This window comes from Aeromicrobium sp., assembly GCF_036675695.1.
In the GTDB taxonomy this organism is placed as follows: Bacteria; Actinomycetota; Actinomycetes; order Propionibacteriales; family Nocardioidaceae; genus Aeromicrobium.
In genome coordinates, this window is record NZ_JAKFEL010000242.1 from 1 (window position 1) to 25,550 (window position 25,550).

Genomic DNA, 25,550 nt, shown 5'->3' on the forward strand with positions numbered 1-25,550 from the left:
GAGCGGGCGCAAGTTGTCGCGGTAGCCGGGCCACAGGTAGTGACCGTCCTCGGGATCGCGCTGGAACCAGTTGACGTGCGCGAACAGCGGCAGGTCCTTCGCCGCACCCACGATCTTGAGGTAGTGCGCGGCGTAGTCACCTTCGCCGTACGCCATGAACGGGCGGTTGGACATCGGGTCGTAGCGCAGCTGACCTTCGACACCCTCGGCCGCTGACGTGGCCTCGGCGCCGAGCGTCAGTCCGTCGTAGACACCTTCGGCGAGATCGGTGATCGCGCGGATCAGTGGCTCACGGTCGCGCGTGCGGCCACCGAAGATGATCGCGTCGATCGGGACACCCGTCGGCGAGTTGTAGTCGTCGGCGATGTTGGGAACGTTGTCGAGCGTCGTGGTGAATCGGCTGTTGGGGTGCGCCCACGGCGAGTCGTCGCCGGCTTCGCGATCTGCGATCGGTGCGCCGGTCCAGTCGAGCCAACCGTGGTGGTCGCTCGGCGGCTCGGGCGTGCGGCCTTCCCACCAGACTTCCTTGGTCGTGGGGTTGTAGGCAATGTTGGTGAAGATGGCCTGGGTTCCTTCGGCGATCGACGCCAAAGCGGTTGGGTTGGTGCCCGCGTTGGTGTCCTTGGCCACGCCGAAGACGCCGTACTCGGGGTTCATGCCGTAAAGCTTGCCGGTGGCGTCGTCGACCCAGAGCCACGCGATGTCGTCTCCGTAGAAGGAGACGTGATAGCGGTCGCCGAGCGCATCGGGGGCCAGCATCATCGCCAGATTGGTCTTGCCGGAGGCACTCGGGAACCCACCACAGATGTGATAGGTCTTGCCGGTTTCCTTGTCCTTGATGCCGATCAGCATGTACTGCTCGGCGAGGAACTTGCGGGACGCCCAGCCGTCGTACGCCGCCTGGCGAAGTCCGTGCGCGATCTTGCCGAGCAGCGCGTTTCCGCCGTACGACGAGCCGAAGTGCAGGATCGTACGTTCGTCGGCGACCGTCACGAAGTAGCGCTTGTCGTCGGGCGTGCCCTGGCCGAGGTTCTCCAGATCGCCGGTCACGTGGACGGCGCGGACGAACTGGTTGGGGTCTTCGAGGTTTTCGAGGAACTCAGCGCCGACTCGCGACATACGGATCATGTGCAACACCACGGTGCGAGCATCGGTGAGCTCAACACCAGTTGCGTACGGCGCGAGCGCGTTGCCGGGAGGAGCCATCAGATAGGGGATGACGTACATCGTCTTGCCGGCCGAGGCGCCGCGCATGCGGTCCTCGAGCAGTGGACGCATCTCGGATGCGGGTCGCCAGTTGTTGTAGACGCCCTTGTCGGACGGGTTGTTGGTCGCGACGATCGTCCGCTCCTCCGAGCGGGCGGTGTCTTTGACGTAGCTGCGTGAGTAGTAGAGCCCGTCGCCGGCTGGATCCAGCTCGCCGGCCTCAAGTGCCTCGGCAATGAGTCGCGCGTCATCGGCGGCGCTGACCACCTCGACCCGTTCGGCTCCGGTCAGATCGGCCCAGTACTGCACGTATTCGCGTACGTGTGAATTCTTGAGACCCGCTGCGTCGAGTGCTGCATCAATGTCAACCATCGCTTGATCATGCCTTTCGGAGGGCGAGAGCGCACCATCGACCCCTATGGACGGGCGCACGTCTCCGGGCACGCTACACCAAATGAAGACTTCTTCAAGTGATGTATTCTACAAGTGAGATACCCAACAGCGGACGGAGAGAACGCACATGACAGCGAGTGTCCCGCTCTATCAAGCGAAGGCCGAGCTGTTCCGTACGTTGGGTCATCCTGTCCGTATCCGAGTGTTGGAGTTGCTCCAGGGCGGGCCGCACGCTGTCCACGAGTTGCTCACCAACATTGAAGTTGAGTCCTCCAATCTTTCCCAGCAGCTGGCGGTGCTTCGGCGCGCCGGTCTCGTGAGTTCGTCCCGCGACGGTGCGACGGTGCTCTACACACTCGCGACCCCCGACGTTGCGCAGCTGCTGCTCTATGGACGCCGGATCCTCGCGGCGATGTGGGCCGACCAGGAAGGCATGCTCGCCGAGCTCCGCGAGTCGGCTGACAAGGTGTGAATGCGGCCACGGGCAGTCCACGTCCTACGTCGCTCGAACGAACCCAGCGCTGGGTCATCTCGGCGCTCATCTCCGCGGTGGCTGCGTTCCCGACAGGTGCTCTCATCGTGGTCACCCATGTGATCCGCGACGACGACCCGGCAACCGCTGTCGCACTGTGCATCATGACCGGCGTGCTCGGGATCATCGCTGTCGTCGCCATCCTGTTGATGCACAAGCGCTCACCACTGTCGTTCTTCCTGTGCCTCGGCCTGATCCCTGCCATCGGCTCGGCAATCTGGACGTTCGTCTTCTGACGAGGAAGCCGATTGGTTATTGACTGACTCAGTCAGTCGGTATAGCGTGCGGAGCATGGCCCGAACAATCCCTCCAGACCGGCTTGCCGCGGTGATCGATGCGGCGGTCGGCGTCTTCGTCACTCACGGCTACCGGCGAACCCAGATGCAGGATGTCGCTGATTCCCTCGGTCTTGCGAAAGGCACTTTGTACGGCTACGCCTCAACGAAGGAGGCGCTGTTTGCGGCTGCGATCCGCTACGGGGACGGCCTCGAGTCGCTCCCTCGTTACGGCGATCTGCCGTTGCCCGCGCCCAACAGTGAAGAACTCGCCACCTTGGTGGCCGACCGTCTTGCCGCTGAGGTTCCGAAGCTAGCTCTCACGAAGGCGCTTTCGAGCGAGCGCCTACCTCGCACGTCGGACGAGGCTCAGGCCGAGCTGGCCGGAATCGTCACCGACCTGTACGAGCGACTTGCGACCAACCGTGTCGCGATAAAGATCGTGGACCGTTGCGCCTCCGAGCTGCCGGACCTGGGCAGAGTCTGGTCTGACACAGCGCGCGGCGCACAGATGTCTGGGATGGAGGCATACCTGGACAGTCGACATCGCGCCGACCTGATCACCTTGCCCGGCCCAGTCGACATAGTCGCTCGGACGACAGTCGAGCTCTGCGTGCTCTGGGCGGTGCACTGCCGCTTCGATGCGACCCCGCTTGTGTCCCCGTCGATTCACGACGACGCAGGCATTGCATCAACTCTGGCGAACATGATCACCCGTTCCATGACCCCAACCGGAGGTGCCTGATGCCCATCCTCGCTCGTCGCCAGTGTTCACTCGACCGCAGGCCGTGGCCACAGCGAGTCTCAAGCGCAGCGACCCGGCCTCTCACGCGATACCTGTCCAGCCAGGCCGCCTACCCGCACGGGTTCGGTGGCTCGCTGATCGGGCGCCTATGGGTGAAGGAGACCGCGAACGTCAACGATGTCGCCCTCGACGTCCTCGCCCCAGCTGGCGGCGAGGACATTCTCGAGATTGGCTTCGGCCCTGGGCGCACTCTTGGCAAGCTGGCAGAGCGCGGTGCCCGTGTCGCCGGCGTCGATGTCTCGGGCGAGATGGTTCGGCTTGCCACTCGGCGAAATCAAGAGCTTGTGCGGTCCGCCGGGCTTGGACTCACCCAGACCGACGGCATTGGGCTTCCGTTCGAGGACGGTTCATTCGACGTCGTCCTGTCGGTCCACAACCTCTACTTCTGGCCCGAGCCCGCGACCACACTCGCCGAGATCGTGAGAGTTCTTCGCCCCGGTGGGCGAGCGCTGCTGGTCTTCAGGGGTCGTGAACACCCGCTGCCGAAGCGACTTGACCCAGCTGTCTATCGGGAAGTCACCACCGCTCAATGTGTGGACTGGATGACACGTGCCGGATTCGTCACCACGAGTCGGGTTCGACCTCCCGCTGTTTCGACTGAGGTGTCGTTCGTGCTCGGCAGCACGTCCGCCTGAGGTTGCCAGTTGCTCGTAGCGTGAGACCCGCGTTCCCGCGATCGGAGCCGTGACAGGATCGATCGGGTGAAGAGCGATGCGAAAAGTGAGCACTGGAGTGACGTCTATGGCTCCAAGGCCGACACGGACACCAGCTGGTACGAGCCGGTGCCGGCCGCGTCGCTGGCGATGCTCGATCGGTTGAATGTGGGCGCTGGTCAATCGGTGATCGACGTCGGTGGCGGAACCTCCGCGCTAGTCGGCAGCCTGTGGGCTCGAGGCCACCGTGATCTGTCTGTGCTCGACGTCTCTGCTGAAGCGCTGCAACGCAGCCGCGGGCGACTGGGCGAGGACGCAGACAGGGTGGACTGGGTCGTCGCGGACGTAACCGATTGGACGCCGACGCGGCAGTACGACGTCTGGCACGACCGTGCGGTCTTCCACTTCATGACGACTCCCAACGCACGGGCGGCGTACCTGGCCACTCTGCGCTCCACCCTTCGGCCAGGTGGCGCACTTGTGCTCGCCACGTTTGCACTCACTGGGCCCGAGCAATGCTCAGGGCTCCCGGTCGCCAGGTATAGCGCCGAGGGGCTGGTCGATGTGCTTGGCCCTGGCATCGAGCTCATCGACCACAGGGAGGTTGTTCACACCACCCCTTGGGGGAGCGAGCAGCCTTTCACCTGGATCGGCGGCCGGCTCACTCCCTGACCGGAGACACGTCTCAACCGGCACCTAGCTCGCATGATCGTTGGGCGGTGGCCCAACGTGCTTGGATCGGCGATACTGCGGCACATGACCCGACGAGTGATCGCGGCCATCGCCGCATGCTTCCTTCTGTCCGCGTGTGGTGACGACGGTGGGTCGACTCCCGAAGACTCCGGGAGCGAAACGGCGACGACGTCCGCGCCGACCAGCGACTCGCCTGAGCCGAAGTCTGGCACCGAGATCGTCGTCGCAGACAGCGAATTCGGCCCGATGCTGTTCGACGACCGGGATCAGGCGATCTACCTCTTCGACGTCGAGACGACTGACAAGCCGAAATGCTATGACGAGTGCGCCAAGGCATGGCCGCCCGTGCTGACCGACGGTGACCCAGTCGCAGGCGCGGACGTGGAGGGATCGCTGCTCGGAACCACTGAACGCTCCGACGGTTCCGTTCAGGTGACCTACGGCGGTCATCCGCTCTACTACTACGCCCACGAGGCGCCCGGCGAGGTGAAGTGCCACGACATCTTCCTGAACGGTGGCAATTGGTACGTCGTGAAGCCCAACGGCGACCGGGCCTGACCAGTCGTCTACGGCGGTTGGTCTGCTACCTTTGCCCGGTTCCCGCGGCAGTCAAGGGGCCTCTGGGAGAACGCGCAGGAAGGACCCACTCCGTGAGCAGGTTGCCCTCAAGGCTCCAGCCGTTGTGGCCCTACTTCAAGCGTGTGCACCGGATGTTGTCCTACATCTTGGGCTTGCTGAATCGGCGGATCGCGCCCTTCTTCGGCTCCCGCGGTGTGCCCAGGCGAGCAACCACGGCTTCGCTCGCGACTCAGCAGCTCGAGCCCGAGACCACGGAGTTCTTTCCTTCGGGTCCCCCGGAGCATCGCGTGTCGCCGATTCCCCACGGATCGCCTGCCGACCACCACAGGTTCGCCGCTGATACCGAGGTCGAGATTCCCGCCCGATACGCAGTGGTGCTCAAGGACGGGGTCACGGTTGGCGACTACGGCGCCAACATCACACAGCACGGCACCCTCGACTACGAGACGAGTGGATACTTCGGTCTGTCGAGCTGGCGCGAGCACCCGATATTCCTTCGTACGCGCTTGCCACGGCCGCAACACATCCCTGGGCGGGTAGTCAATCTCAACACCCGAGGCTGCAGCAGCAACTACTACCACTTCATGTTCGACGCGCTCCCGCGCTACGGCATCTTCCGGGAGGCGATGCCGGACGTGGTTGTCGACGCCGTGATCGTCCCTCACCAAACCCGATATCAGCGCGAGCTCCTGGAGCTTGCCGGTATCCCTGAGCCATGGATCCAGCCGGGCCACCAGAACGCCTGGACCGCGGATGAGCTGATCGTGCCGAGCACACCCAATCAGGAGCTGGGCGCGCCCGAATGGGGAACGCAATGGCTCCTTGACCATCTGCGCCCGAGTGGACCATCGAAACTGACGCCGTACCTCTACATCACCAGAGGCAACAAGCCGAACACTCGTCGATATGACGAGGAAGCCGAGCTCTGGCCGCATCTTGAGGAGCGCGGCTTCAGCAAAGTCGATCCAGGCAGCCTGAGTGTGCAGGAACAGATCAACAGCTTCCATGCAGCCAAAGTCGTGGTGGCACCGCATGGAGCCGGGCTCACCAACATGGTGTTCTGCACTCCGGGAACCAAGGTGCTCGAGCTTTTTGCGCCGGACTACGTTCACACCGGGCTGTGGACGATTGCACAGTCACTCGGCCATATCGACTACTCGTACCTCGTCGGCGAAGGTTCACCTGCCAGGGCCGACACCGGGGTATTGTCCGATGTCGCCATACCTTGGAAAGAGGTTCTGGCGAAGGTTGACGAGATGCTGACCGAGTTGCGCGCATGACCTGGAAAGGACCTTCAGTGGCTGAGTCGCCGACGATTGCGACGGGGTTGTCGCTTCGGCACAACGCCTTCAACTTCCTGCGTCTCATTGGCGCCTTCATTGTTGTCGGCGTGCACTCCCCGACGCTTGCTGGAACTGGCCCTGAACCTCGGTGGGGAGACATGCAGTTCGGGCTCATGATCGTGTGCTACTTCTTCATGATGAGCGGCTTCCTCATCACAACCAGCCGTTTCAAGCTTTCGGGAGCTCACTTCACACTGCGTCGGATTGGCCGAATCGTCCCTGCTCTGTGGCTTTGTTTCGTTGTGACGGCACTCGTGATCAGTCCTCTGGCGGCGCAGAAGAAGGGTGATTGGAGCTGGGGCGAGGCCTGGGGCTACATCGGCGGCCACTTGCTGTTCTTCCCCGGTCAAGATCAACTCACCAGCATCCTGGAGGGCAATCCGAACTCGTTCACGTGGAATGGATCCGCGTGGACGATCCCCTTGGAGCTGATTTGTTACACATTCATCGGTTGTGGCTTGGCGGTGCCCGCGTTGCGTCGACACCTCCGCGTCCTCAGCTCGATCGGGTTGGTGGGAATCCTGACCTTTGGCACCTTTGTCACGTTCTACAATCCTGAGCCTGGCGCACTTTTCATCGTCGCGTCATTTGCGGTTGGCGTCGCCTTCTATGCGTGGCAAGACGTGATTCGACTCAACGGGCGGGTCGCGCTCGTGGCATTCGTCGTCTCGATCGCCTGCTTCCACTTCCCCGTGACCATGTTCATCGGCGCCATCCCGTTCAGCTACGCGGTGATCTGGTTCGCCGCGAATGCGCCCGACAGGATCAAGAAGCTGGGCGCCACGAACGACATCAGCTATGGCATGTACGTCTATGCCTGGCCCTTGCAGCAGCTGCTGTACAACTTCGGTGTTGCCGACCACGGAGTGTTCGTCTTTGCTGTGGTAGCGATGGTCGTCACCACGGTCTTTGGCTGGGCAAGCTGGCTACTCGTCGAGCGCCGTGCGGCAGATTGGTCACGCGCTCGCACCCGTCCGCGGGATCCACGAAGCACGGTGGGGTCGGCCTAGTGAAGGCGGCTGCTTGAGTCGCTCTCAGTCGTCCTCGTCGCCAATGCCCCGCGCGTGCAGCGCATCGCCGGTCTCGTACGCCCGGGCAACCGTGCGGATCGCCATCGGTACGAGGAGCGCGCGTGGGTTGCGTTCGAGTCCGCGGGCCTTGGCGGCGGCGCGTGTCTCGTGGGCGATGTCGAGGATGCCGGGGATGGCACGGATCATCAGTGAGAACGCCAGCGCGACTCGCTCGGGCTTCACTCCGAAGCGGCGGAATGGTCCGAGGCCGCGGGTGATCGTGTCGAGCACGTCCTCGATGCGCGTGGTCGCGGTGAAGACCAGCGCCACGATGATCACGGCGAGCAGGCCGGCGACGACGTGCACGGCCGTCGGCCAGCCGCGCTGCCAGACCTGGAAGATCGACACCACGACGATCACGAACAGCAGAGGCCGGAGGGCGCGCAACGTTCCGCGCAGCGGCATTCGCACGTAACACGCCAGCAGGATCGCCAACGCCAGGAAGGCGAGGGCCTGCCACATACCCGGAACGAGCACGGTGGCCATGCTGAACGCGGCTACCAGGCCGAGCTTCGGGCCCGCCGGTATGCGGTGCACCAGCGTGGTGCCAGGTCGGAGGTTGCCGATCAGAAACTCGCTCATACGAGCGCTCGGTAGAACGCGACGGCTTCCTCGGATGGGCCGTCGAAGGCGACTCGGGCGTCGTCGATCACCAGAGTCCGCTCGCATCGGACGGCGAGATCGAGGTCATGCGTGACGAGGATCAGCTGCTGACGCAGTGCGAACAGCCGATCGGAGATGAGCGTGGTGTTGCGAAGGTCTAGCAGCGTCGTTGGTTCGTCGGCGACGAGGATCTCTGGATCCGTGGCGAGAACGCCGGCGAGGGCGAGCATCTGCTTCTCGCCGCCTGACAGGGCATGGACGGTGGTGTCGGCGCGATCCGCGAGTCCCAGCTCAGCCAGGATCTCGCGGGCCCGCTTCGTGCGATCGCCCTTGTCCTTGATCGTTCGACGCAGCGACAGAGCGATGTCCTCGACGCAGGTGGGCATGACGAGCTGGGCGTTGGGGTCGGTGAAGACAAAGCCGACCTGTCGGCGTACGGCCGCGCCATCCTTCTTGGTGTCGAGTCCGTTGACCGTGACGTGACCTGCGGTCGGTTCGATCAGCCCGTTGAGCAGTCGCGCGAACGTCGACTTGCCCGAGCCGTTGCTGCCGATCAGGGCGATGCGATGCTCGGCCAGCTCAACTGTCGTCGGATGGAGAAGCGCGAGGTCGCCGTCACCCGTGGATACGGATACGGCGACCTCGTCGAGCTGGATCACGTTCAGCGCTTGGCTACGAGCTGCGGGAACGCGCGATGCACCGCGGCGGCAACAATCGCCGCGACGACGCCCTTGATGATGTCGGCGACGAAGAACGGTGTCGCATAACCCCAGGCGGCCTTGAGGCTGACGTCGAGCTTGATCGACATACCGATCGTGCCGAGGACGCCGACTATGCCGACCGTGACGATCGCAGCGACGATGGACACGACGATCGTGAACGCGGCCGGGTTGGAGCGCGCGACGCGGCTCGCGACCAGGCCGACGACGAAGGCCGCGATCGGGAAGGCGATGAGATAGCCGGCCGTGACGCCGACCCATACGGACGGGCCGCCACTGCCTTCGGAGAAGATCGGAACACCGGCGGTTCCGACGGCGAGGTAGAGCAGGACAGCGAGTGCGCCGCGCTTCGCGCCGAGCACGGCGGCGGCAAGGAAGATGCCGAACATCTGGAGTGTGAAGGGCACGCCGACGCCGGTGACGCTGAACGACGGAAGGATCGCGCACACGGCGATGAGCGCTGCGAACGTCGCGATCAGAGCGAGGTCGGTGGTGCTCGACGTGCGCCGTGTCGACGTGGGAATGGGCTGGGTCACGAAGATATGCCTGTCTCGATGCGTACCTGACCAATGACAGGTGAACGCTGTTCAGGTTAGTGGATAGGCTGCTCGTATGAGCAACAGCCTCGACGACGTGGTCTCCGGCGCACTGGCGGTGCTCGACACCCACGGACTCGAGTTCTGCTCGATGCGGCGAGTGGCATCTGCCCTCGGCGTACAACCGAGCGCGCTCTATCACCACGTGCCGAACAAGCAGACGCTGCTCGCGTTGATGGCAGATCGAATCGTTGCCGATGTACGTCCTACTGAGGACGGCGAGCGCGATGCGCGCGCCCTTGCGGTATGCCACGGACTGCGCGACGCGATGCTGTCGATCCGCGACGGCGCGGACGTCGTGGCCACGGCGTCAGCGTTCAGGCTCGGAGCGTCGTCCATCGAGTCCGACCTCGCTGACGTCCTTGGCGATCGCGATGGCGCTCGCACCCTGCTGCTGTACGTCTTCGGCCACACTCAGGCGACTCAGGATCACCGGCTGGCCAGCGCTGTCGGCGTACTTGAAGCCGATCCTGACCTCGACGCCTCATTCGACCGCGGTCTGGCGATCGTCATGCGCGGACTTGCCGAATGAAGTCCGGTAACGTACGCCGCGCCGGACTGATCCGGCACCAACAGAGAGGTGGCGCCGAGCGATGTCGGATGACTTCACTCCCGACAGCAACATCGCGCGGCTATATCCCGAGGCGACTGTCGGCGGCTACTCGCACATCGACGGACAGGTCGAGTTCTACACGCGCATCAATGCGCTCCTCGACGAGACGAGCAGTGTGCTCGACTTCGGCGCAGGGCGCGGTTACTGGACGGTCGAACCCGTCGCACCCATGGCGCGTCGCCTGCGCTGGTTCCAGGGGCGTGTGGCCTTTGTGGCAGGCATCGACGTCGATGACGCAGTGCTCACCAATCCGTCGCTCGACGAGGCCAAGGTCGTCGGCGTCGGTGAGCCGATTCCGTTCAAGGACGGCACCTTCGATGTCGTTGTCGCTGACTACGTTCTCGAGCACGTCGATCACGCGGATGTCGCGCAGGTCTCCGCAGAGATCATGCGGGTCCTCCGGCCGGGCGGCTGGTTCGCGGCGCGTACGCCCAACAAGTGGGGCTTCATCGGCATTGCTGCCCGAGCCGTTCCCAACAGCTTGCACACCAAGGTGCTCAAGGTCGTCCAGCCCAAGCGAAAGGTCGAGGACGTCTTCCCGACTCGCTACGCGATGAACACCCGCAAGCAGCTCCGGCGAGCGTTCCCGGGCCAAGAGGTCATCGTCTACGGCCATACCGGCGAACCCGCCTACTTCGGCCGCAACATGTTCGTGTGGCGAGTCGTCGACGTGCTCGTGAGGTTCATCCCGCGCCGGCTCTCGCCGACGATCCACGTGTTCGTCCGCAAACCGCTCTGATCGGTCACGACCAGCTGGCGTGCAGCGGGCGCCCCTCTTCGTATCCGGCCGAGCTCTGCACGCCGACCACCACGCGGTCGCTGAACTCTGCGATCGTGCGGGCGCCGGCATACGTGAAGCTGGATCGGATGCCAGCAATGATCTGGTCGAGCAGATCTTCGACCCCCGGGCGGTCCGGGTCCAGGAACATCCGCGAGGAGCTGATGCCCTCTTCGAACAGGGCCATCCTTGCCCGCTCGAATCCAGCGGCATCCCGCGTACGGTTCGACACCGCTCGGGCTGACGCCATGCCGAACGACTCCTTGTAGGCGCGACCGTCTGGTCCGAACTTGAGGTCGCCGGGGCTCTCCAGAGTGCCGGCGAACCAAGAGCCGATCATCACGCTGGCTGCACCTGCAGCGAGGGCGAGCGCGACATCGCGGGGGTAGCGGACGCCGCCATCTGCCCAGACATGCGCACCGGCATCGCGAGCCGCTTCTGCGCATTCGAGCACTGCGGAGAACTGTGGCCGGCCGACTCCGGTCATCATGCGGGTCGTGCACATCGCGCCTGGACCCACGCCGACCTTGACGATGTCGGCTCCGGCAGCGACGAGGTCGCGGACACCGTCGGCCGACACGACGTTGCCGGCGGCGATCGAGACGTGCCGGCCAGTCTTGGCGGCGTACGCATCGCGGGCCGCGACGACGACGGGCAGGGCTTCGATCATCTTCGACTGATGGCCATGTGCGGTGTCGACCACGAGCACGTCGATACCGAGCTCAAGCAGCGCCTCGGCCTTGGCGGCAACGTCACCGTTGATTCCGACAGCCGCGCCGACGACGAGCTTTCCTTCGGCATCGACGGCAGGCTCGTAGATCGTTGAGCGGAGTGCACCCTTGCGGGTGAGCACGCCGACGAGCTCTCCACCGTCGAGCACGGGCGCGACGGCCATGTGGCGCGCGGACATCTCGTTGAAGCACGTACGTGGATCGATGCCGGCGTTGAAGGTGGTGACATCGCCCGTCATGACTTCGCTGACCTGAGCGAACCGGTCGATGTCTGCGCCATCGCGCTCGGTGACGATGCCGACCACCTTGCCGTCGTCGACGACGACAACGGCTCCATGCGCTCGCTTCGGCAGCAGGCTAATGGCCTCGCCGACCGTGGTGGTGGTGCCGACCGTGACAGGGGTGTCGTAGACGACGTGGGCTGCCTTGACCCGGGCGACAGTGGTCGCCACAACGTCGAGGGGAATGTCCTGGGGGATGATCGCGATTCCGCCACGGCGGGCGATGGTCTCGGCCATGCGTCGGCCGGAGATCGCTGTCATGTTCGACACGACGATGGGGAGCGTCGTACCGGTGCCATCGTTGGTCGTGAGGTCGACGTCGAGCCGGCTCGTCACGTCGGACCGACGCGGAACCATGAACACGTCGTTGTACGTCAAGTCGTGCGTGGGCTGCAGGTCGTTGAGGAACTTCACTCACCAAGTCTAGGTCGGCACGAGATCGCTGGGCCTGACGTGCAAGAATTCCGGTCGGGAGTGGAGACCTCGAGCTGTTTGTGACGTCCCAAGGGGGGAAATGACCACGCCTTCAGTCTTGGCCCGGAGACTCCGCTCCATTCAAGGCCTGCGCGGTGTTGCCGTCCTACTTGTCGTGCTCTATCACGCGGAAGCGCCCATCGGCGCCGGATTCATCGGCGTCGATGTCTTCTTCGTGATCTCCGGCTTCGTCATCACCAGGTTGGTGCTCGCCAGATCTGCCGACACGATGCGTCTCAGCCTGAGTGATTTCTGGGCGGCGCGAGTGCGCCGACTTGCACCTGCCCTGGCTGTGGCGATCCTGCTGACCCTGGTCCTCAGCGTCCCGTTCGCCAGTCCTGTGGGTGTCCAGAGCGACACGGGGGTCACCGGAATCGCCAGCGTCGCATGGCTGGCGAACATCGTTCTGGCAGTGCTGACCCTGGGCTACTTCGCCGACAGCGCCGTTCAGAACCCGCTCCTCCACATGTGGTCGCTCGCGGTCGAGGAGCAGTTCTACATCGCCTTCCCGCTCATGGTGGTGGCCGTCCTGTGGTGGGTGCGCCGTCGAGGCGGGAACGACCGAATCCGCCCGTTCGCGATCGTCGTGGCAGCCGTCACGGCGCTCTCGTTCGCCGCCTCGGTCGCCCTGACGTACGGGAGTCTGCCGTTGGGCGTCGGTCCGACCCTGGCGTTCTACTCGCCGGTCACCCGCGCGTGGGAATTCGGTGCCGGCGCCCTTGTTGCGCTGCTGCCGGCCCTGGTGACGGCACGTCGCGCCCAATGGCTCACCGCGGTCGGTGCGGCTCTCCTCGTCGTGAGCTTGATCGTGATCGACGACCCGACCGTCTTCCCCGGCTACATCGCGCTGCTGCCGGTGGTTGGGTCAGCCCTGATCTGTTACGCCGCGAACTCGTCGGGGGAGAAAGTCCTGTCGTCCGGCCCGATGGTCTGGATTGGCGACCGTTCGTACGGGTGGTACCTCTTCCACTGGCCACTGATCGTGTTCGTCTCGGACTTTCTGACCGCGACGGTCGCGGTACTGATCGCCCTCGGTATCGCGCATCTGAGCCTGCGCTACGTGGAGGACCCGATCCGCCATCGCCGTCGATGGGCGAAGCTGTCGGCTCCGAAACTGTGGTTGGTCACGAGTGTGCCTGTGGTCGGTGCGAGCCTGCTGCTGATGGTGGCGACCTCGAACCACTGGTGGAACCCGTCCGTCGAGGCGTACGCCACCAGCGTCTCGCGCGGCGTGCACCCCATACAGGCTGTGTGCCAGTCAACGACCCCCCTCACTCAGCGAGACATGTCGAGCTGCACCTTCGGCCCGTCCGACGATGACAAGCCGTTCATCCTCATCGGAGACTCGAACGGCGGGATGTATGCCGACATGGCAGCGAAGGCTGCAGAAGAGGTCGGTCGCAAGATAACGATCGCGACGATCCCTTCGTGCCAGGTCGCTGACCTGGCCATCGCGCGCCCCAAGGTGCGCCTGACCTTTGCCATCGATTGCCTCGGTCGATACAAGGACACCCTCAAGTGGCTCGCAGCCCAGCCCAAGTCGACCGTGATGGTTGCATCGGGATCGTCGATCCCCGATCTGGATGACTTCATCCTGGTGGACTCCAGGAGCCGCGTTTACGAAGGCGGTGCCGACAAGTCGAGAGCCTGGGAGGCGAGTCTGCAGCGGTCCTACTCGGCGATCGAGGGCGAAGGTCACCACGTTGCTCCGGTTGAGCTGATTCCTCAATGGCGCGACCCGGACGGGTCGTCTTGGAGTCCCAAGGAATGCCGACTGGTGGAGGTCTTGCGCGACCGTGCGGACTGCGCGCGACGCGTCACGCGGGCCGAGATGGACCGTGAACAACGCCATACCTTGACCGCGATGCGTGGTGCTGCGGCAGCTGTCGGTGCGACGCCGGTGGAGGTCCGAGACATCCTGTGCGCAGGTGGGGAATGCGGTACGGAGCAGGGAGACGTCGGGCTCTACAGCGACAGCGCCCATCTGACTCCGGCTGGTGCGGCGCTGATCAAGCAGAGATTCGCGGAGCTCATGGCGCATCCGCCGCTGGGTCGAGCGCCGGATGATCCGGATGATCCGGATGAGTCGGATGAACCGGGTGAACCGAGTGAACCGGACGCACCGTCCGCTCCTGACGCGCCGGATATTCCTGACGAGCCCGGTGCTCCGGGTGTTCCGGGTCTTCCGGGACTCCCTGGTGTTCCGAGTCTGCCTGGTCTTCCGGGACTGCCTGATGTGCCGCTTCTACCGACCGTTCCGACCGTTCCGGTCGCATCGGACTTCGGGCTGACATGATGTCGGAGTTCGAATCGATGTAATGGAAGGTCTGTCGTGACCAAGCGGGCTCTAATCACCGGGATCACCGGTCAGGACGGCTCGTACCTCGCTGAGCTGCTGCTCAGCAAGGGGTACGAGGTGCATGGCCTGGTCCGACGCTCGTCGTCGTTCAACCGCGGCCGCATCGACCCCATCTCCGAGGCCGATCCTGAGGCTGGCAAGCGTCTGCACCTTCATTACGGCGACATGACCGACGGGGTCAGCCTGGTCAACCTGGTGCGCACCATCGAGCCGCAGGAGGTCTACAACCTCGCTGCGCAGAGCCACGTCAAGGTTTCGTTCGAGATGCCCGAGTACACCGCATCGGCCGATGCCATTGGCACGGTTCGCCTCCTCGAGGCCATCCGGTCGGCCAATCTCGAAAGCCGCTTCTACCAGGCGTCGACGTCGGAAATGTTCGGTGCCACTCCGCCGCCGCAGGGCGAGCACACGGCCTTCTATCCACGATCGCCGTACGGCGCTGCCAAGCTCTACGCCCACTGGATCACGGTCAACTACCGCGAGGCGTACGACATGTTCGCTGTGTCAGGCATCCTGTTCAACCACGAGTCACCTCGCCGTGGCGAGACGTTCGTGACGCGAAAGATCACGATGGCCGTGGCGCGTATCGCAGCCGGTCTTCAGGACGAGCTGGTGCTCGGCAACCTCGACGCCGTACGCGATTGGGGCTACGCCAAGGAATACGTCGACGGCATGTGGCGGATGCTGCAGCACGACGAGCCCGAGACGTTCGTGCTCGGTACTGGCGCCGGCACCTCGGTGCGTGAGTTCTGCCAGACGGCGTTCGAACATGCCGGCCTCGACTGGGAGAAGTACGTGACGCATGACGACCGCTACGAGCGCCCTACTGAGGTTGACGCCTTGATTGCTGATCCGAGCAAGGCTCGCGACATCCTCGGATGGGAAGCCACCACGCACGCGGCTGACCTCGCGCGGCTGATGGTCGACGCCGACGTCGAGGCGCTCGCGGTCGGACGATGACCGTCACGGCGCTCATCACGGGTGTCGGCGGGCAGGACGGTGTGCACCTGGCGCGTCGACTGGTCGCGGCGGGACAGCGTGTGGTCGGCACAGTGCAACCGGGTGTGCCCGTCCCGCTGCTGCCCTACCTGCATGGCGTCGAGGTCGTCGCGCATGACCTCGTCGACACCGAAGGATTCGCGGGTCTGGTTGATCAGCACGATCCCGCCACGATCTACAACCTCGCCGGGTTCACGTCCGTTCGGGCGAGCTGGGACCAGCCCGACGAAGTGTTCGCCGTCAATGCCGGCGCCGTCGAACGGATGCTTCAGGTGCTCGCCGGCGGCCAGCGCCGGTTCTTCCAAGCCTCGAGCTCTGAGATCTTCGGTCCTGGCGCCACCAATCCCCAGACCGAAGCAACCCCGATGAACCCCGGCAACCCCTACGGCGAGTCCAAGGCGCGAGCCCACGAGGCGGTGGCGGCTGCTCGATCGGCAGGACTGTTCGCCTCGACCGGAATCCTCTACAGCCACGAAAGCCCGCTGCGTGGCGACCAGTTCGTGACTCGCAAGATCACCAAGGCCGCTGTGGAGATCGCTGCAGGTCAGCGCGATGTACTCACCTTGGGCAACCTCGATGTGTCGCGCGACTGGGGCGCGGCGTCCGATTTTGTCGAGGCGATGCGCCTCGTCACCGAGCACGACGAGCCCGATGACTTCATAGTCGCCACGGGCACTTCACACTCGTTGCGATCCTTCGTCGAGGCGGTGTTCGACCTTGCCGGTGTCGCTGACCCGTGGTCGCACATCGAGCAGGACGAGGCACTGCTTCGCCCGGTCGACCAGCCTGGGCTCGTGGGAGATCCGAGCCATGCTCGGACAACGCTCGGCTGGGAGGCGTCAACGTCGTTCGAGGCACTCGTACGGCAGATGGTGACCGCTGATCAGCGCCGACTCGAAACCGGCGTTGAAGAATCTGTCGACTACCTCAGCGCTGACTGACGGCTTCGTTCGAGCCCGACATGATGGACTCGAACTCGCGGGCCACCGATTCGACATCAAACTTCTGCTCGGCAACGCTCCGCGTACGTTCGCCGATCTCGCGGATCGACGTCGTACCGTTCGCCAGCTCAGCCAACCAGGCCGTGGCCGCATGCGCGCCAGCCTGGGTGGGCTCGGCGACGAATCCGCCCGTCGCCGTGATGTCCTGCGCAGCCGGGTTGTCGGACGGCATCAGACCGAGAATCGGTCGCCCGGCCGCCATGTAGGTCAGGACCTTGCTCGGAATCGAGAACCGCGTCGCGTCAGGCTCCAACAGTGCAACGAGCACGTCGGCTGAGCCCAGCACCTGCGGCAGGATCTCGGCATCTTGGAATGGCAGAACCCGCATGGCCAGACTCGGGTCGTCGGCCGCCATCTTGGCCAGGTCATCTGCTGCCTCGCCCTGCGACACGATCGTCAGCTCGACGTCGATCGATGCGGCAGCAGCCGAGTGGAGCAGCTCGACGAGAAGCTGGGGATTGTGCTTGCGTCCGATCGTGCCGGCATACAGCAGACGAAGGCGTTCGGTCGTGAAGATGTTCGCTGCCTGCGGGTTGTCGCGGGGGACGGGGAAGACCTCGGCCAGCGGAGCCCAGTTGGGGATCACCGAGACGCGGTCGCTCGGCACACCCCAGTCGTCGTAGATCTCTTCAAACGCCGGACCGATCGCAATGACGTGGTCGGCGTTGCGTGCGCAGTACTTCTCCATCCACACCAGGAACTTCGCGCCCAGGGACGAGAACGGTCGCGGGGCCTTGCGGCGCAGCTCGTCCGACAACGCGAAGCTGTAGATGTCCTGGTGCCAGAACACCCACGACTGCCCGCGCTTCTTGGCGAACCGAGCGAAGCGGAACAGCGTGGTCAAGGGAATGTTGCAGGCCACGATGCAGTCGACCGGCGACTCCTTGAGCTGCTTGATCCAGGCTTTGGCATAGGCCCGCTCGAACTTCAGGCGGGAGATCGGGGAGTACTTCTCGAACGGCATGTCGAGGGTGATGCCGCGGAAGGACAGACCCGCTGCGTCATCCGGACCGACGGCGAGATGTCCCTTGCCACTCTCGTACTGACCCGAGAAGACGTGCTCGACCTCGTTGCCGTTGCTCGCGAGCTGCCGTGACAGCTCAGCCTGGAATGGATGTCCGGAGAAGTCGTGGACGATGACCCGCATCGAGTTAGCTGCGCGCCTTCAGCTGGTCATAGATCCAGCCGTAGGTCTTCTCGAGTCCATCGTGCAGGGAGATCGAGGGCTCCCAACCGTAGATCTCACGGAACATCGTGTTGTCGCTGTTGCGGCCTCGTACGCCCTGAGGTGCGGTGAGGTCGTGCTCGCGCTTGACGCTGATGCCAGCGATGTCCTCGAGGATGTCGACCATCTGGTTGATGGAGACCAGCTCGGCCGAACCGAGGTTGACCGGCTCGATGTTGTCGCCAGCAAGGATCTCCTTCGAGCCGCGCACGCAGTCGTCGATGTACATGAAGCTGCGGGTCTGCTCGCCGTCTCCCCACACGTCGATGACGTGTTCGCCGGTGATCTTGGCGAGCGCCACTTTGCGGGCCAGTGCGGCGGGAGCCTTCTCGCGGCCGCCCTCGAACGTGCCATCGGGACCGTAGACGTTGTGGTAGCGCGCGATGCGCGTCTCCAGGCCATAGTCCTCGCGGAAGTGGCGAGCCATGCGCTCGCTGAACAGCTTTTCCCAGCCGTAGCCATCTTCGGGGTCAGCCGGGTAGGCGTCGGACTCCGCGAGTGCCGTGACGTCGGGGTTGGTCTGCTTGTCACCCGCGTATACGCAGGCGGAGCTGGAGTAAAAGAAGCGCTGGGTCTTGGCGTCGCGGGCAGCGACGAGCATGTTGGTGCTGGTGAGCACCGACAGCATGCACTCGGCCTTGTTGTTCTCGATGAACCCCATGCCGCCCATGTCGGCTGCGAGGTTGTAGATCTCGGTGGTGTCCTTGGCGATCTTGTGAGCGTCCGTCATGTCAGCGCAGTCAGCGACGACGTTCTCGGCGTCTGCGTGGACTTGGTACCACTCTTCCTGAGGCTTGACGTCAACTCCGCGTACGGACTTGCCCTGCTTCAGAAGGTCGGCCACTAGATGGCCGCCGATGAATCCACCGGCGCCGGTCACTAAAACGTCTGGCATGTCACCACTCTCGAACGAAGTTGTCGGGCTCTCGATCTCACACTATTGCCCCGCGTCATTTAATCAGGTTGACCAATCAGGCTAACGCTCGACAGTCGTTTGAGTTACTGGCCGGGTTGGGGGCTACCGTGCGGCCACCCCAAATGCCGGATCTGTAGGATTCGGGGGATGTCAATCCCTATGCCGCTCCCCATGCGTGTGCTTGTCAAGGGCCAAAGCACCGTGGTCTGGACTTCGATGATGGGTGGTCCCCGTAGCGACATGGTCTTCGCGCGCGTCATGGAACAAGAGTTGTTGGCTAGGGGCCGCTCGGTCGAAGTCCGCAACACAGGAGAGCCCGCCCTGCCGACGCGTGCCTATTTCAAGACTTGGAATCAAGACGTCGCCGCGTGGTCTCCCGACATCGTGATTCTTCACGTAGGTCACTACGAGGCCGTCCACCCCATCCTTCCGCGCTGGCTCGAGAGAGGCGCGAACACCGTCAGCAGGCGCTCCGGACGCCTTCGTCACCTGTATTACCGCCGACTGTTACGGGGAATCGCCCGGGGTGTCATCATCGTCCAGCGGGCGATCGACCGTCCGAGCATCCGACTCAAGCTCCGTATGCGTCGCGTCGTCGCCGACACGGCGGCCTACATCAAGCAGACCCAGCAAGTCGGCAACCCCCTGATCCTCCTGCTGGAGGTCAATTCCCCCAGCGGGAAGACGCGCGACTGGTTCCCTGGCCTGACCACCCGGCTCCAGACGTTGAACGCCGACCTGCGCAATCTGGCTGGGGCCTCGGGTCACAAAGACGTGCGATTCGTCGAGGTCACCGACCTGATGGACAAGTTCACCCCGAGCGATCCCGAGCACCTGTGGGCCGACGGAAGTCATTACTCCCCGGCTTTCCACCGAGCCGTCGGTGAGAAATTCGCGACCATCGCAGATGAATGGGCGCGCAGCCAGTCGCATCTGGCCCAGCCTTGACCCAGGTGTCCGCCGGCGCCCTGCGCATCGCGGTCGTCCACAGCTTCTACTCCAGTCGTCAGCCCAGCGGCGAGAACGTAGTCGTGGGTCTCCAGGTAGAAGCTCTCAAACGCGCCGGCCATGAGGTCCTGCTCGTCGGCCGTTCCACTGATGAGCTCGAGCAGGCTTCGACCTATCCGCTCAGGGCAGGTCTTCGCGCGGCGACCGGGCGCGGTGACTCGCCGCTCGCTGAGATCGAAGCCCATCGTCCCGATGTCGTTCATGTCCACAACCTGTTTCCCAATCTTGGACGCCGATGGGTCGAGCAGCTGGACATTCCTCTGGTCACCACGCTGCACAACTACCGCCCCATGTGTCCTGCTGCGACGTTGTTCAGGGATGGCGCCAGCTGCACTCTCTGTCCTGACTCCAAGAGTGCCCGACCAGCCGTGACCCATTCCTGCTTCAAGGGCAGCCGAGCCCAGACGCTTCCGGTCGCGATCGGTACGCGGTTCGACGATGACCCGTTGCTCCGCCGTGCTGACCGGATCGTCACGCTGCACGACAACATGCTGGCGACGTACGCGCACTACGGGGTTCCCGAAGACCGCCTCGTCACCGTCCCCAACTTCGTGCCGAGCCGGTCCGAGCCCGCTGGACAGCGTACGGACGAGTGGCTGTTTGTCGGCCGCCTGACCTACGACAAGGGCATCATCGAGCTGCTCACCCACTGGCCGGCAGACCGCGCACTGGTGATCGTTGGCGCCGGCCCGCAGGCTGACGAGGCCGAGGCGCTGGCTGGCCCGAATGTCACGTTCGTGGGTCAACGTTCTGCCGCCGAGGTGGGTGAGCTGATGTCGTCGGCGCGAGGGCTTGTGTTCCCGAGCTTGTGGCCCGAGGGCCTACCTACCGTCTACCTCGAAGCATTGGCGGCCGGGCTGCCTGTCGTTGCATGGCCTCAGTCGATAGTCGGGAGCCTCGTTGCGCGAGACGGAACCGGTTTGGTCACAGCGGGGAACCTTCCGGAGGAGCTCGACCGCGCGGATCGTGAATTCCCAGGTCTCGCGGATCACTGCCGGACGGTCTTCGACAGTCACTACAGCGAACAAGCGTGGGTCTCGGCCATCACGGATGTCTACCGATCTGTGGTGGCAACGTGAGCGCCAACCCGCCGGCCCGAGCCCGTACGACGCTGAGCTGGGGGCTGCTCGACCAGTTCGTGGCGAGCGGCGCGACGTTCGTGTTCATCGTGATCGCGGCCACCAGCGTCAGCGCTCCTGAGCTCGGCGCGATTGCCTTCGTCTTCGAGCTCTATTTGCTGAGCGTTTTCGTGGCACGTGGGGTGACAGGCGACCCGCTGACGTCTCGGTTCTCTGGAGTCGATGATGCGAGCCTCAGGAGCGCAGTGCGATCGTCCGCGACGACAGTGCTGTTCATCGGCACGGGCATCGGGCTTCTGCTTGGCGTGGCGGCAGCGTTTGCTGACTCCCCGATGCGGGGTGTGCTCCTCGTCGGTGCCTTGGCGCTGCCCCTCCTGACGCTCCAGGACTTTGTGCGTGCCGCCCTGATTGTTCAGGGGCGTGTCCGCTCCACCTTCCTCAATGACACGGTCTGGGCGGTTGGCCAGGTGCCAGCCATGGGTGTGGCGATCGCAATCAACCCGACCGCGGTGACCGTGTTCAGCGCTTGGGCAGCCACTGGTTGCGTCGCAGCGCTCTTCGGACTGGTGCAGTTGCGATGCGGCCTCGGGCGGCCACGTGCGGTGCGCGAATGGCTGCGCGAGACCAAGGAGCTTTGGCCCTACTACCTCGCCGACAACATGGTTTTCCAGCTGACCTCGCTGTTGCTTGTCGTCGTGGTCTCTGCCACGGCTGGGCTCGCAGCGATGGCTGGCTTCCGAGTGGCCATGACGGTGTACGCCCCGTTGTCACTGGTGGGTCGCGGGCTGATCACGGTGTCGGTCGCCATGCTTGCCAGGATCCGCGACAATCCGGTCGAGGTCCGCCGGCGAGCAATGCTGATCTCGACAGTGCTCACACCTTTGGCCATCGGCTGGGGACTCCTCACTCTCCTGGTCCCGACGGCTGCAGGTAAGAAGCTCTTCGGTGAGTCGTGGCTCGAAGCCGAGCCGGTTGTATTCCTCGCCTGTTTTGTCTGCGCCTCCGGGTTGTTCGCCACCGGCGTGGTTGTTGGCCTGCGGGCGCTCAGTGCCGGTCGAGAAACGCTGGTCGGACGGCTGACAGTGTCAATTGGCGCCGCAGTCGCCGCCGCCGTGGGTGGCGCCTTGGGTGAGGAACAAGGCTTGTTCCTGGGGCTCGCCATCTTCTTCCCGGTCCAGGTCGTGGTGTGGTGGGTTCTCCTCAAGCACGCCACTCGGACCGCCGAGCAGAAGATCGCGTCAGGCGCGAGCCTCGACGTAGAGTGAACCGGGCCGGTACTCCGTAGCGGCTTCGTCTTGATCCAGCAGATATCCGGGCCAGTCCTCGAGAGTGCTGGTGTTGTACGAGACGACCTTGGGGTCGACAAAGCCGGCCTTCATCAACGTCGCTGGAAGAGTCACCTGGTCGTACATCCACTGGTGCGTCTCGCCGCGCTTTCGCGCATCTCCGAGAACGGCGTTCTCTGTCCAGCGACGGAACCCAGTGCGTTGCGATGTTCCCCAGGACTCCCTGCGGACCATCTGTTCGATCAGCAGGTGAAGGTTCGATCCGTGGTCTTCGGGCGTGACCTCTCCCCGCAATGCCGCGTCGAGGCTGTCGACGTAGCGCCGGGCCTCGAACTCCAGGTCTGGGACGACGATTCGGTGCACGCCACCCGGCTTGAGGACCCGCTTCACCTCGGCGAGGAATGAAGGTACGACGTCGCGATCGAGGTGCTCCAAGAGGTGCGAGTGGTACACGCCATCGACCGACTGGTCCGGAAAGGGGATCCCTTTTCGCAGATTGTGGCGCATGACGTCGCCGTCCATTGCGTCATAGGCGGTCCTGCGGTCGCCCGTGAGGATCATCGGCGCGACCATGCGACCGAATGCCGAGCCCTTCATACGCACGGGCAGCGACCAGTCGATGTTGGTGCAGCGCTCGCTTGTTTGGTAGCCGCAGCCGAGATTGAGAACCGTCACAGAGCTAGGCATTCGGCTTCACGACAAGCCGGCCCGACGCGTCGATCCGGTGTAGGTAGGTGGGGTGGGGGTAGGTCTCGAAGTATTCGTCGACCGCCTTGCGTGCACCGTCGGTAAAGCCGTAGTCGTCGACGATGAGGATGCCGCTGGGAGACAGGCGCGGGAACAGGGTCTCCATCTCGACCTTCGTCGAGCTGTACCAATCTGTGTCGAGCCGGAGGAACGCCACCGACTCAGGTGCGGTGGACGGGATTGTGTCCTCGACGAGCCCTGCAATCGTGTGGATGCGTTCCAGTGGGTAGCCAGTACTGGCGACGTTGGCGCGGACGACGTCGATCGGTGCCTCCAGGTATGGCTTGTCGCCGGTAGCGGCATTCAGATCCGCAAAGATTTCTGAGGCCGATTGCGTGGCTCCTGTGATGCCGTCATGCTCGCCGGGCTCTGGCAGCCCTTCGAATGTGTCATACAGGTAGAGGTCACGATCGGTGTCGCCCAGCTCAACCAGCGTTCGCGCCGCGGCCATGATGCTTCCGCCCATCCACACGCCAGATTCGACGAACGCTCCGGGGATTTCATGTGCGACCACGTGGCGCGTCGCTGAAATTACTGCTTCGATGCGCTGCACCGTGGTCATCGTGTAGGGCCGGACGAACTTGATCGTCGCCACCGACTCGGGGCTCAGGTCAGAACCGAACTCCCGACTGACGACAACGCCACGGGTCTGGAGTGCCCGGGCAACCCGCTGAGCCGCACGTGTCTTGATTCCCATGCCAGTATCAACCCTTCGTGAATGTCTCGCGTAACCGTACACAGGTCGTGCGGGTGAAGCCGAGCCTCCCCGCCGGTGGTGAGACGACGCGCTTATGATCGTCGAGTGCCTCTTGGATCTCGTCGTTCACAACGTAGCGACGAGCCGGTGCCGCTGATCCTCACAGACAGCCAGAAAGCCGCACTTCGTGGCGCGCAGGTGGAACTGTTGGTCGAGTTCGATCGCGCCTGCAAGGCACACGACCTCGAGTACTTCGCGATGTACGGCACAGCGCTCGGCGCCGTGCGCCATGGCGGATTCATTCCGTGGGACGACGACCTGGATCTCGGGATGTTGCGCCGTGACTACGACCGCCTGACGAAGGTCATCAGCGACGAGCTCGATGGCGGCTTCTTTTTCCAGACAGTGGACACCGATCCGAACTACGGGTGCCTCTTCGGGAAGCTTCGCAAAGAGGGCACCCGTTGCGTGGACAAGATCAGCATTGGCTCTCAGCAGCACGGCGGCATCTTCATCGACGTCTTTCCCCTCGATGCACGAGCGACGGGGCGAGTTGCGAGACGCGAGCAACGGATCATGCGTTACGTCGGCTTTCGACTGCTCTATCTCAAGGCTGGCTATCGGCTACCGATGCGCAATGATTCGCTCCTGGCACGGATTGCGAAGGTCGTCGTGCGCGGCGTCGTGCGGGTCCTGCCACGCCGCGCCATCATCGCGCTGACCATGCGGCACACGCGTCTTGGACGGACCGAATCACCGGAGAAGTACGTCAGCTTGTTCGGGGCATACTTCTACGACCGTGACACTGTCACAGCCGACTGGATTCACCCGCTCCGTGAATTGCCGTTCGAAGACCGCACCATCCCTGTCTTCGCAGATGTCGAGGCGTATCTGACGCAGATCTACGGCGACTATTCGCAACCGCCGCCGGTTGAGCAGCGGGTGGGCCATCACGAGATCGTCGAGCTGGACTTCGGCGCCCTGGCCTGACCTCTGCGGATCGAGGGTCGATGGTCCTGCGACTCCGAGGCGTCACCATCTTGTGGATTCCTGAGCAGTCCCATCGCGACGACCATCGCCAAACCGAGTGGCAGCATCAGGAACGGGTCGCCGGTGTTGGGTTGGAACGGGCCGGCGAGTATCGCCGCGAGCGCCGGATACATCAGAGCGCGCCTCGGCGGGGACACCTTGCGGAGCGGTGCGACGAAGGCCGAAAGAATGAGCAGGAGACCGATGAGGCCCAAGAGCCCTTCTGCCGCGAGTATCTGTAGGTAGAGGTTGTGAATCACGTAGGTGTGCTCGACGCTGAAGCCGTTGCCGAGGATCGGGCTCTGCTGGATCTGTTCAAGGCCGTCACGGAGGGTGCCCTCTCGAACCGTGTTGGAATTCTGCGCGCCGCCACCTCCGAACAGGCGTGAGAGTGCCGAGGTGCCCGAAATATCCGAGGTCGCCTTGAGGATCGTTGGCATGGCTATGACGATCGCCGTGATGACGGCGATGCCGAGCTTGAGTGACCGCTCGAGGACGGGAATCAGCACTAACAGTGCCGCCAGCACGACCAGCCCAGTCCGGCTGCCGCTGGTCCAGACGCCCACGACCGCGATCGCAGCAAGTGGCGGCACGAACAGCCATCGGCCTCGTACCTTCAGCGTGAGGAGGTACGGGACGAAGCTGAGCGCCATCATCGACGAGTAGGCGAGTGCAACTGGGTGATAGGTGAATCCGGCATTGCGATAGACGTTGCGCGGGAGGCCATACATCGTGCTGATCGCGGTGCCGATGCAGAAGGCGATCATCATGGCCCACATCTGTCGGTTGGTCGGCGCCATCCATCCCACAACTGCCGGTCCGAGGATGAGACCGATCACCGCCAGCAGCAGGTAGCCGAG

At 64.0% G+C, this 25,550-nt stretch carries 27 protein-coding genes; 17 read left to right on the forward strand and 10 right to left on the reverse strand.

The features are described 5' to 3' along the window. Positions 1-1,578 (reverse strand): phosphoenolpyruvate carboxykinase (GTP) (locus V6M39_RS15825; protein ID WP_332644777.1); only part of this gene is annotated, 1,578 nt, incomplete at its 3' end. 148 nt (positions 1,579-1,726) lie between these two features. On the opposite strand from V6M39_RS15825, the gene V6M39_RS15830 reads away from it, so the two are divergent. The 8 genes from V6M39_RS15830 (at position 1,727) to V6M39_RS15865 (ending at position 7,489) form a co-directional block, all read left to right on the forward strand. Then, on the forward strand, positions 1,727-2,071 hold the full coding sequence (locus V6M39_RS15830; protein WP_332644778.1) for an ArsR/SmtB family transcription factor: 345 nt from the start codon (positions 1,727-1,729) through the stop codon (positions 2,069-2,071). Beyond that, entirely contained in the window at positions 2,068-2,367 is a 300-nt protein-coding gene (locus V6M39_RS15835) for a hypothetical protein (protein ID WP_332644779.1), read from the forward strand. The genes V6M39_RS15830 and V6M39_RS15835 overlap by 4 nt, the downstream gene beginning before the upstream one ends. Positions 2,368-2,422: 55 nt before the next feature. Beyond that, a complete protein-coding gene (locus V6M39_RS15840) occupies positions 2,423-3,151 on the forward strand; it encodes a TetR/AcrR family transcriptional regulator (RefSeq protein ID WP_332644780.1) in 729 nt (242 codons plus the stop codon). Beyond that, positions 3,151-3,846: a class I SAM-dependent methyltransferase gene (locus V6M39_RS15845; RefSeq protein ID WP_332644781.1), complete on the forward strand. Its 696-nt coding sequence runs from the start codon at positions 3,151-3,153 to the stop codon at positions 3,844-3,846. The genes V6M39_RS15840 and V6M39_RS15845 overlap by 1 nt, the downstream gene beginning before the upstream one ends. 66 nt (positions 3,847-3,912) lie before the next feature. Continuing rightward, the gene (locus tag V6M39_RS15850; protein WP_332644782.1) at positions 3,913-4,536 is read left to right on the forward strand and encodes a class I SAM-dependent methyltransferase; all 624 of its coding nucleotides are present in this window, start codon (positions 3,913-3,915) and stop codon (positions 4,534-4,536) included. Positions 4,537-4,620: 84 nt separating this feature from the next. Then, the gene (locus V6M39_RS15855) at positions 4,621-5,115 is read left to right on the forward strand and encodes a COG4315 family predicted lipoprotein (protein ID WP_332644783.1); all 495 of its coding nucleotides are present in this window, start codon (positions 4,621-4,623) and stop codon (positions 5,113-5,115) included. 92 nt (positions 5,116-5,207) lie between these two features. Further along, a complete protein-coding gene (locus tag V6M39_RS15860; RefSeq protein ID WP_332644784.1) occupies positions 5,208-6,416 on the forward strand; it encodes a glycosyltransferase family 61 protein in 1,209 nt (402 codons plus the stop codon). 17 nt (positions 6,417-6,433) lie between these two features. Then, positions 6,434-7,489 carry an acyltransferase family protein gene (locus V6M39_RS15865; RefSeq protein ID WP_332644785.1) on the forward strand — a complete coding sequence of 352 codons (1,056 nt, stop codon included), beginning with the start codon at positions 6,434-6,436 and terminating at the stop codon, positions 7,487-7,489. Positions 7,490-7,513: 24 nt separating this feature from the next. Here V6M39_RS15865 and V6M39_RS15870 read toward each other — a convergent pair whose 3' ends face one another. The 3 genes from V6M39_RS15870 to V6M39_RS15880 are packed head-to-tail and all read right to left on the reverse strand — an operon-like array spanning position 7,514 to position 9,407. Beyond that, a complete protein-coding gene (locus tag V6M39_RS15870; RefSeq protein WP_332644786.1) occupies positions 7,514-8,131 on the reverse strand; it encodes an energy-coupling factor transporter transmembrane component T family protein in 618 nt (205 codons plus the stop codon). After that, positions 8,128-8,811: an energy-coupling factor ABC transporter ATP-binding protein gene (locus V6M39_RS15875; protein WP_332644787.1), complete on the reverse strand. Its 684-nt coding sequence runs from the start codon at positions 8,809-8,811 to the stop codon at positions 8,128-8,130. Before V6M39_RS15875 ends, V6M39_RS15870 begins: the two co-directional genes overlap by 4 nt. A gap of 2 nt (positions 8,812-8,813) precedes the next feature. Continuing rightward, entirely contained in the window at positions 8,814-9,407 is a 594-nt protein-coding gene (locus V6M39_RS15880; protein WP_332644788.1) for a biotin transporter BioY, read from the reverse strand. A 76-nt stretch (positions 9,408-9,483) separates the two neighbouring features. On the opposite strand from V6M39_RS15880, the gene V6M39_RS15885 reads away from it, so the two are divergent. Further along, positions 9,484-9,999 (forward strand): TetR/AcrR family transcriptional regulator, encoded by a 516-nt coding sequence (locus V6M39_RS15885; protein ID WP_332644789.1) that lies wholly within the window; start codon positions 9,484-9,486, stop codon positions 9,997-9,999. Positions 10,000-10,060: 61 nt separating this feature from the next. Further along, positions 10,061-10,819: a class I SAM-dependent methyltransferase gene (locus V6M39_RS15890; RefSeq protein ID WP_332644790.1), complete on the forward strand. Its 759-nt coding sequence runs from the start codon at positions 10,061-10,063 to the stop codon at positions 10,817-10,819. 4 nt (positions 10,820-10,823) lie between these two features. Here the strand turns inward: V6M39_RS15890 and V6M39_RS15895 are convergent, their stop codons facing one another. Then, the gene (locus V6M39_RS15895) at positions 10,824-12,284 is read right to left on the reverse strand and encodes a GuaB1 family IMP dehydrogenase-related protein (protein WP_332644791.1); all 1,461 of its coding nucleotides are present in this window, start codon (positions 12,282-12,284) and stop codon (positions 10,824-10,826) included. A gap of 100 nt (positions 12,285-12,384) precedes the next feature. Between V6M39_RS15895 and V6M39_RS15900 the strand changes: the two genes are divergently transcribed. Genes V6M39_RS15900 through V6M39_RS15910 form a run of 3 tightly spaced genes read left to right on the forward strand, consistent with a single transcriptional unit; the run spans position 12,385 to position 16,643 of the window. Continuing rightward, on the forward strand, positions 12,385-14,640 hold the full coding sequence (locus V6M39_RS15900; protein ID WP_332644792.1) for an acyltransferase family protein: 2,256 nt from the start codon (positions 12,385-12,387) through the stop codon (positions 14,638-14,640). 36 nt (positions 14,641-14,676) lie between these two features. Further along, positions 14,677-15,663, forward strand: coding sequence for a GDP-mannose 4,6-dehydratase (gmd, locus tag V6M39_RS15905; protein WP_332644793.1), 987 nt, complete (start codon positions 14,677-14,679; stop codon positions 15,661-15,663). After that, positions 15,660-16,643, forward strand: a complete 984-nt coding sequence (locus V6M39_RS15910; RefSeq protein ID WP_332644794.1) for a GDP-mannose 4,6-dehydratase — start codon at positions 15,660-15,662, stop codon at positions 16,641-16,643. Before gmd ends, V6M39_RS15910 begins: the two co-directional genes overlap by 4 nt. On the opposite strand, the gene V6M39_RS15915 is transcribed toward V6M39_RS15910, so the two are convergent. Beyond that, entirely contained in the window at positions 16,630-17,850 is a 1,221-nt protein-coding gene (locus V6M39_RS15915) for a glycosyltransferase family 4 protein (RefSeq protein WP_332644795.1), read from the reverse strand. The two genes, V6M39_RS15910 and V6M39_RS15915, sit on opposite strands and share 14 nt — an antisense overlap. Before the next feature lie 4 nt (positions 17,851-17,854). Then, positions 17,855-18,823, reverse strand: a complete 969-nt coding sequence (locus V6M39_RS15920; protein ID WP_332644796.1) for an NAD-dependent epimerase/dehydratase family protein — start codon at positions 18,821-18,823, stop codon at positions 17,855-17,857. A gap of 240 nt (positions 18,824-19,063) precedes the next feature. On the opposite strand from V6M39_RS15920, the gene V6M39_RS15925 reads away from it, so the two are divergent. From V6M39_RS15925 to V6M39_RS15935, 3 genes are read left to right on the forward strand one after another with little or no spacing between them, the layout of a single operon-like run. Next, the gene (locus tag V6M39_RS15925) at positions 19,064-19,792 is read left to right on the forward strand and encodes a hypothetical protein (protein ID WP_332644797.1); all 729 of its coding nucleotides are present in this window, start codon (positions 19,064-19,066) and stop codon (positions 19,790-19,792) included. A gap of 5 nt (positions 19,793-19,797) precedes the next feature. Beyond that, a complete protein-coding gene (locus V6M39_RS15930; RefSeq protein WP_332644798.1) occupies positions 19,798-20,931 on the forward strand; it encodes a glycosyltransferase family 4 protein in 1,134 nt (377 codons plus the stop codon). Further along, positions 20,928-22,196 carry a hypothetical protein gene (locus V6M39_RS15935; protein ID WP_332644799.1) on the forward strand — a complete coding sequence of 423 codons (1,269 nt, stop codon included), beginning with the start codon at positions 20,928-20,930 and terminating at the stop codon, positions 22,194-22,196. The genes V6M39_RS15930 and V6M39_RS15935 overlap by 4 nt, the downstream gene beginning before the upstream one ends. On the opposite strand, the gene V6M39_RS15940 is transcribed toward V6M39_RS15935, so the two are convergent. Together V6M39_RS15940 and V6M39_RS15945 are read right to left on the reverse strand one after the other, a co-directional pair. Beyond that, a complete protein-coding gene (locus V6M39_RS15940; protein ID WP_332644800.1) occupies positions 22,170-22,892 on the reverse strand; it encodes a class I SAM-dependent methyltransferase in 723 nt (240 codons plus the stop codon). The genes V6M39_RS15935 and V6M39_RS15940 overlap by 27 nt on opposite strands. Before the next feature lie 4 nt (positions 22,893-22,896). Continuing rightward, a complete protein-coding gene (locus tag V6M39_RS15945) occupies positions 22,897-23,661 on the reverse strand; it encodes a TylF/MycF/NovP-related O-methyltransferase (RefSeq protein WP_332644801.1) in 765 nt (254 codons plus the stop codon). A 105-nt stretch (positions 23,662-23,766) separates the two neighbouring features. Here V6M39_RS15945 and V6M39_RS15950 point away from each other — a divergent pair, with 105 nt between their 5' ends. Continuing rightward, complete coding sequence (locus tag V6M39_RS15950; protein ID WP_332644802.1) at positions 23,767-24,651, forward strand: LicD family protein; 885 nt, start codon at positions 23,767-23,769, stop codon at positions 24,649-24,651. Here V6M39_RS15950 and V6M39_RS15955 read toward each other — a convergent pair. Beyond that, positions 24,612-25,550 (reverse strand): O-antigen ligase family protein (locus V6M39_RS15955; RefSeq protein WP_332644803.1); only part of this gene is annotated, 939 nt, incomplete at its 5' end. The two genes, V6M39_RS15950 and V6M39_RS15955, sit on opposite strands and share 40 nt — an antisense overlap.

Coding starts and splice junctions, on each gene's coding strand:
- V6M39_RS15925 (WP_332644797.1), top strand. CDS start 19,064: ATGGGTGGTCCCCGTAGCGACATGGTCTTCGCGCGCGTCATGGAACAA.
- V6M39_RS15845 (WP_332644781.1), top strand. CDS start 3,151: ATGCCCATCCTCGCTCGTCGCCAGTGTTCACTCGACCGCAGGCCGTGG.
- V6M39_RS15885 (WP_332644789.1), top strand. CDS start 9,484: ATGAGCAACAGCCTCGACGACGTGGTCTCCGGCGCACTGGCGGTGCTC.
- V6M39_RS15870 (WP_332644786.1), bottom strand. CDS start 8,131: ATGAGCGAGTTTCTGATCGGCAACCTCCGACCTGGCACCACGCTGGTG.
- V6M39_RS15840 (WP_332644780.1), top strand. CDS start 2,423: ATGGCCCGAACAATCCCTCCAGACCGGCTTGCCGCGGTGATCGATGCG.
- V6M39_RS15900 (WP_332644792.1), top strand. CDS start 12,385: ATGACCACGCCTTCAGTCTTGGCCCGGAGACTCCGCTCCATTCAAGGC.
- V6M39_RS15915 (WP_332644795.1), bottom strand. CDS start 17,850: ATGCGGGTCATCGTCCACGACTTCTCCGGACATCCATTCCAGGCTGAG.
- V6M39_RS15830 (WP_332644778.1), top strand. CDS start 1,727: ATGACAGCGAGTGTCCCGCTCTATCAAGCGAAGGCCGAGCTGTTCCGT.
- V6M39_RS15910 (WP_332644794.1), top strand. CDS start 15,660: ATGACCGTCACGGCGCTCATCACGGGTGTCGGCGGGCAGGACGGTGTG.
- V6M39_RS15890 (WP_332644790.1), top strand. CDS start 10,061: ATGTCGGATGACTTCACTCCCGACAGCAACATCGCGCGGCTATATCCC.
- V6M39_RS15920 (WP_332644796.1), bottom strand. CDS start 18,823: ATGCCAGACGTTTTAGTGACCGGCGCCGGTGGATTCATCGGCGGCCAT.
- V6M39_RS15855 (WP_332644783.1), top strand. CDS start 4,621: ATGACCCGACGAGTGATCGCGGCCATCGCCGCATGCTTCCTTCTGTCC.
- V6M39_RS15945 (WP_332644801.1), bottom strand. CDS start 23,661: ATGGGAATCAAGACACGTGCGGCTCAGCGGGTTGCCCGGGCACTCCAG.